Origin of the sequence: Streptomyces sp. NPDC050121, assembly GCF_044460385.1 — a bacterium.
Classification (GTDB): domain Bacteria; phylum Actinomycetota; class Actinomycetes; order Streptomycetales; family Streptomycetaceae; genus Streptomyces; species Streptomyces soliscabiei.
This window is the reverse complement of record NZ_JBITJV010000098.1, coordinates 1-4,465: the sequence shown is the minus strand read 5'-3', so window position 1 is coordinate 4,465 and position 4,465 is coordinate 1. Positions and strand designations below refer to the sequence as shown.

Genomic DNA, 4,465 nt, shown 5'->3' with positions numbered 1-4,465 from the left:
ACCACCCGCACCCTGCCGGTGTACGTGCCGTGGCTGCCGCCCACACCACCGAGGACATCACCCTCGACGGCCGCCAGGGTCCGCTCCTCGGCGCGCCGCGGCCAGGTGCCGATGTCGGTCTGCGTGTCGTCGGCGACGAAGAACGGCGGCTCCAGATCGTGCAGGGCGGCGTACTCCTCGAGTCGCCGCGCGATGACGGGGCCGAAGGACTCCGGGGCGGCGACATAGTCGTCGAGCTCGGTGTCCAGCACCATCATCACGTCCTCGGGCCGGGCGAAGAGCCCCGCCTCGACACCGCGGCGGCCGAGCTCCCGTACGGCCATACGGATCTCGTTGACGACGGTGACGCAGTTCGCCTTGGTACGTTCGCGGGCCGGGATCCACACCTGGGAGGCGTGCATGCCGGCGTCGAACATGGGCTGTGTCTCCTCGGGCAGCGCGGCCCGGATCTCCTGCGCCGTCCGCTCGCGCCGTTCGGTCAGCCGTGTCCGGCGGGCGGCGGGGGAGTCGTCGTCGGGACTGTGGCGGATCCGGTCGACCAGGGCCAGCGCCTGGACCGGTGCCGCCTCCCAGGACAGCGCGTGGATGTCCCACTCGTTGGGGCCGCGGTCGCCGGACTCGGCCAGGAACTCCTCGAAGGCGTCGCGGAACGTCTTCACGTCCCCGGTCGCGGTGTCGAGGGCCTGCTCCACGGCGGCCGGACCCCGGTCGAACAGCGCGCTCAGCTCGGCCGAGGCCGCCACCTGCCGTGACAGCGTCCACAGTCCGGTCGAGGGGGAGGCGGAGTCGACGTCGCCGAGACCGCCGATGAGGTCGAGCATGGCGCCGGGGCGGTCCACGCTCGCGCACAGCGGGCCGAGGATCGCCGGTCCGACGGATGCGGGCAGCGAGGACTCGACGTGCCGCTGGAACGTCGTCTCCACCTCGTCCAGCAACGACCGTGCGTGCGCCACCAGTTCGGCCTCCGACAGCCGCGTCAGGTCGGGCCGGGAGCGGCGCAGTGCGCGCAGACGATGCCGGTCGGCGTCGGCCTCCGGGAAGCCGCTCTGGCCGAGCATCCGCTGAAGAGTTCCGCCCGCCTTTGCGGTCAGCTCCTCGTCCTGGTCGTCCGGGTGCCCCACATACACCGGGGTGTCGGAGCGCTGACCGACGAAGGCCGCGTCGATCTGGTCCGCCGTCTGGCCCATACGGATGCCGAACAGCCGCATGTGGGACAGGTTGAGGTAGAAGTGGCCGCCGAACATGCCGACGAACGGCGGTCGGGGGCCGGCCACCTCCTCCTCGCGGTAGATGCCGAAGCCGACGAAGCCGCGACGCCAGCCTTGCAGGCCCTGCCCCCAGACCAGGGTCCAGCCCAGCGGGCTGGCGGGTTCCGGCAGGGTCTCGCCCGCGTTGGCGCGGGTGTAGTGCGGCAGCCGCTCACTGCGCTGCCAGTCCGTGATCCAGCTCTTCATGACCGAGGTCTCCCGCTGTCCGTACCCGCGCCTACCACTGCGCCGTTCCGCCGTCGACACTGATCAGTGCGCCGGTGATGCCCGCCCCCGCCTCGCTCGCGAGCAGCGAGGCGACCGCCGCGATCTGCTCCACCGTGGTGATCTTCTTGGTGGCGGCGTGCTCGGCGAAGCGGCTCAGCCACTCCTCGTAACTGATGCCCTCGGCCTCGGCAGCGGCCGGCCCCGCGGCGCGCATCAGGTCGGTGTCGACGGCGCCGGGGCAGATGGCGTTGCAGGTGATGCCCTGGGTGCCGTACTCGAAGGCGGTCGCCTTGGTGAGGCCGTGGATCGCGTGCTTGTTGGTGATGTAGTGGCTGATCCCCGGCTTGTTGGCCTGCTTGCCCTCGACGGAGGAGATGTTGATGACGCGGCCCCAGCCGTGCTCCAGCATCTTCGGCAGCGCCCGGCGGGTGCCGTAGAAGTAGCCGTTGACGTTCAGGTTGAGGGCGTCGTGCCACGCCTCGTCGCTGAGCTGGTGGATGGGGGCGAAGCCGGAGCTGCCGCCGACGTTGTTGACCCAGATGTCGAGCCTGCCGAAGCGCTCGGCGGCGAAGTCGGCGAGGCCCTCGATGTCCTCCTGGCTGTTGGCGTCGCAGGGGTGGAAGACGGCCCGGTCCCCGGCGCCCATCTCCTCCAGGGCCTGCTTGCCCTTGATCTCGGAACGGCCGCTGACGACGACCGTGGCGCCGTCGGCCAGGAAGGCCTCGGCGATGGCGCGGCCGATACTGCGCGTGCTGCCCGTGATCACCGCGACACGTCCGTCGAGGCTGCCCGTAGCCACCATGGTGTTCTCCCGCGAGTGTTGTTGGTTCGTCACCTGGTGGCTCTGGCGGCTTGGGCGCCGTCTTCCAGGTGTTGGTGGATGGTGCGGTGGAAGTGGTGGAGTCCGGGCTCGTTGCGTCCGAAGACGAAGTCGGTCCCGTCGAGGGCCTTGAGACCCTGCTGGACTCCGTAGGTGGTCGCGTAGTCCTCGTCGCGGACCACCTCGTGGAACCACTCGCCGAATTGGTCGGCGGCCTGGCGCTCCTCCTCGGTGACCGCCGGCTCCCGCAGCAGGATGATCTGCTGGGTCACCGACTCGGTGGCCGTCCGCGGCAGCACCAGGGAGACGGCGATCTTCTGGCGCCAGCCGCCGGCGATCGCGAGGCCCGGGAAGAGCCAGTAGATGGGCCCGACGCAGTCGCCCGGATCGCGCTGGTCCGGCGGCAGTTCGACCGCCTGCGCGATGGGGCGCAGGGCCGGTGCGATGCGCTGGTGGGGGCCCCAGGTGTCGTGGGCCATCATGTTGGAGAGGTTCGTCTCGAACACCGTCTTCGGGTGCAGCGAGGCGAAGTGGTACGTCTCCAGATATCCGTCGAGGGTGACCTTCCAGTTGGGACTGGTCAGCTCGCTGGTGGCGTAGTGGTGGCACTCGGCCAGCCGCATGCCCTCCAGCAGGGGCTGCAGATCGCCCAGCCAGGCGTCCAGGTCGGGCTCGGCCGCCGGGTCCAGCGAGACGAACACGATCCCCGCGCGCTCCCCGGCCGGGAGTCGGACGAGGCCGCGGCCCTCGCGCGGAACCTCGCCGAAGGTCTTCTCGGCGTAGACCCCCCGCAGCTCCCCGGCCAGGTCGTACGACCACGAGTGGTACGGGCAGGTGAGCCGCTTCGACACCCCGCAGCCGGGTTCGAGGAGCTTGGCCCCCCGGTGCCGGCAGGCGTTGATCATCGCGTGCACGGCGCCCTGGCGGTCCCGGGTGATCAGCACGGGGATGCCGAGCACGTCGATCGCCTTGTAGGTGTTCGGTCCGGGAAGCTCGCAGGACATGGCGAGCGGCAGCGGGACGCTCCGGTGGACGGCGTCCGTCTCGCGCCGCCAGCGGTCGGCGTCGAGGTAGTTGGCGACGGGTTCCGTCCACTGGCCGTCCGCCTCGTGCGTCGTGTTGGCGCGGTAGTGCGCCATCACGCGCTCGACGAGTTCGGCGGCCTCCCGCCGCATTGTCAGGGATGCGGCGTCGGTGGACCGGTCCTGGCTGATCCACGAGGAGTATGCGGGGGCCGAGGGCGGGTTGCGGTCGGCGTCTGTCTCCCGGATCTCCGGCGAACTGGTCTGGACCACGATGTCCTCACAATCCTCCCAGCCGCGAGCCGGTGACCGGCTTCGGAATGCGACAGCTGGGTTGTGTCCGAAACTGCAACAGGACTTAGTGTTGTCTGTCAATAGAAAGTGGCGAAGTTGCGGTTCGATCTCCCGTAGGGGTGGGTGCGATGGTCATGGTCCGACCGTTCGAGGTGGGCCTGGTGGTACGGGACTTGGGGCCGATGGAGCGCTTCTACTGCGACGTGATCGGTTGTCGCCCCGTGCGCCGCTCGCGCGTACCGGTGGCCGTCGGCGGCCCGGCCGGACTGGGCGGCGAGCTGGACGTCGTCTGGCTGCAGGTGCCCTCCGGAGGGTGCGTCAAGCTGATTCTTCCCTCGTCGCCCGCGGTGCCGGCCCTCGTGGCGCATCCGCTGGCCGAACGTGCGGGGCTGTCGTATCTCACCTTCTGCGTCGACAACGTGGACCCCGTGGTGGCCGCACTGGGGGCCGCGGGCGCCAAGCCCCTGTCGGACCCGGTGGTCGTCCGTGCGCACGGTCGGCGGATCACCTTCTGGGCGGATCCGGAGGGCAACGCGGTGGAGCTGGTGGACGACCGGGGCGAGGAGTCGGGTCCGGGGCGTAGTAATTAGAGAACCTGTTCAGTAAGGTGCGTGGTGCTGGTTACTGTAGAGCGACACTAGAAAGTCCACTTCCGTGGCACACCTCCCTCGGGCGAAGGGGCGGACGATGGCTCAGAAGAAGTCGGCCGATGCGGCCACACACCAGGTATCCGCGCAGGTCATCAGGGATCTGCACGAGCGCATGGTGCGCATCCGGCTGTTCGAGACCGAGGCGGGCAAACTCATGGAGGCCGGCAAGCTGCCCGGCTTCCTGCATCTGTATGTCGGCCAGGA

4 protein-coding genes are annotated in these 4,465 nt (G+C 69.9%); 1 reads left to right on the top strand and 3 read right to left on the bottom strand.

Annotated elements, in window-relative coordinates; translation table 11 throughout:
- From ACIBTS_RS49185 to ACIBTS_RS49175, 3 genes are all read right to left on the bottom strand, one after another.
- The coding region (locus tag ACIBTS_RS49185) for a hypothetical protein (RefSeq protein ID WP_399328501.1) at positions 1-1,454 on the bottom strand (1,454 nt) is incomplete at its 3' end.
- Positions 1,455-1,485: 31 nt separating this feature from the next.
- Positions 1,486-2,310 carry an SDR family NAD(P)-dependent oxidoreductase gene (locus ACIBTS_RS49180; protein WP_399328499.1) on the bottom strand — a complete coding sequence of 275 codons (825 nt, stop codon included), beginning with the start codon at positions 2,308-2,310 and terminating at the stop codon, positions 1,486-1,488.
- On the bottom strand, positions 2,307-3,590 hold the full coding sequence (locus ACIBTS_RS49175) for an aromatic ring-hydroxylating dioxygenase subunit alpha (RefSeq protein WP_399328497.1): 1,284 nt from the start codon (positions 3,588-3,590) through the stop codon (positions 2,307-2,309). The genes ACIBTS_RS49180 and ACIBTS_RS49175 overlap by 4 nt, the downstream gene beginning before the upstream one ends.
- A 155-nt stretch (positions 3,591-3,745) precedes the next feature.
- Between ACIBTS_RS49175 and ACIBTS_RS49170 the strand changes: the two genes are divergently transcribed.
- A complete protein-coding gene (locus tag ACIBTS_RS49170) occupies positions 3,746-4,201 on the top strand; it encodes a VOC family protein (RefSeq protein WP_399328495.1) in 456 nt (151 codons plus the stop codon).
- Positions 4,202-4,465: the final 264 nt, after the last annotated feature.

Excerpts from the sequence above, each read along its gene's own strand:
- ACIBTS_RS49170 (WP_399328495.1), top strand. The coding sequence starts at position 3,746 with ATGGTCCGACCGTTCGAGGTGGGCCTGGTGGTACGGGACTTGGGGCCG.